At 57.9% G+C, this 806-nt stretch carries 1 protein-coding gene; it reads left to right on the top strand.

Annotated elements, in window-relative coordinates; translation table 11 throughout:
• Window positions 1-145 precede the first annotated feature (145 nt).
• The coding region (locus ACODS0_RS27985) for a DUF4158 domain-containing protein (protein WP_488838502.1) at window positions 146-806 on the top strand (661 nt) is incomplete at its 3' end.

Genomic DNA, 806 nt, shown 5'->3' with positions numbered 1-806 from the left:
GGGGTCTCCTCGTTTTCAGTGCAATAAGTGACGGTACGCAAAGCTAGCACTGGCGCGGGGGTGGTCTGGGTAGACCGTTGATTTCATTGACTTTCCTGTTCGCTTTGTAAACGGGTATGGTGGCCTCCCACTTTTGAGGTTCACGATGCAGGGTTGGCACACAACGTTTTTGGGGATGCGTGGGCTCCCCCGCGATATCAGCGACTTCGAGATGAAGGCATTTTTCACCTTCGATGGTGCCGAGCGCGACGCAATCAATGCACGCCGAGGTGATTCCCACAAGCTTGGTCTGGCGCTCCATATTGGTTTCCTGCGCATGAGTGGGCGTTTGCTCGGTGCCTTTCGGGTAATTCCAGTAGCCTTGTGGCGCCACCTTGGCAACGAGCTTGGCATTGCAGCACCAGAAGTCGCCTCGCTGAGAGCCATGTATGAACGCGGGCGCACGCTATTCGATCACCAACAAGTAGCCTGCACGGTCCTTGGATTCCAGTGGATGAGCGAGCACCAGCGCCGCTCACTGGTACGTGAACTGCGCGACGAAGTGGCGCGCTGCGCCGACCGCGATCAGCTACTCGTGCGGGCGCGTCAATGGCTGTACAAGAACAAGCTGGTGATCGTGCACGAGCGGGCAATTCGGACACTGATTGCGGCGGCACTTGCCCAGCTTGAAGTTGAAACAGGCACCGCCATCGCCGCCAGCGTTGATCCAGCAACACTTGATCGCTGGCGAGCCTCAGTTTCAGAGCTGCGCCCAGATGGACAAACCCAGCAGAGTTGGCTATGGGCTGCACCGGCGAAACACTCAA

Source organism: Acidovorax sp. FG60 (assembly GCF_057808995.1).
The sequence above is the reverse complement of the archived record's forward strand: the minus strand, read 5'-3'. Positions and strand labels throughout refer to the sequence as shown.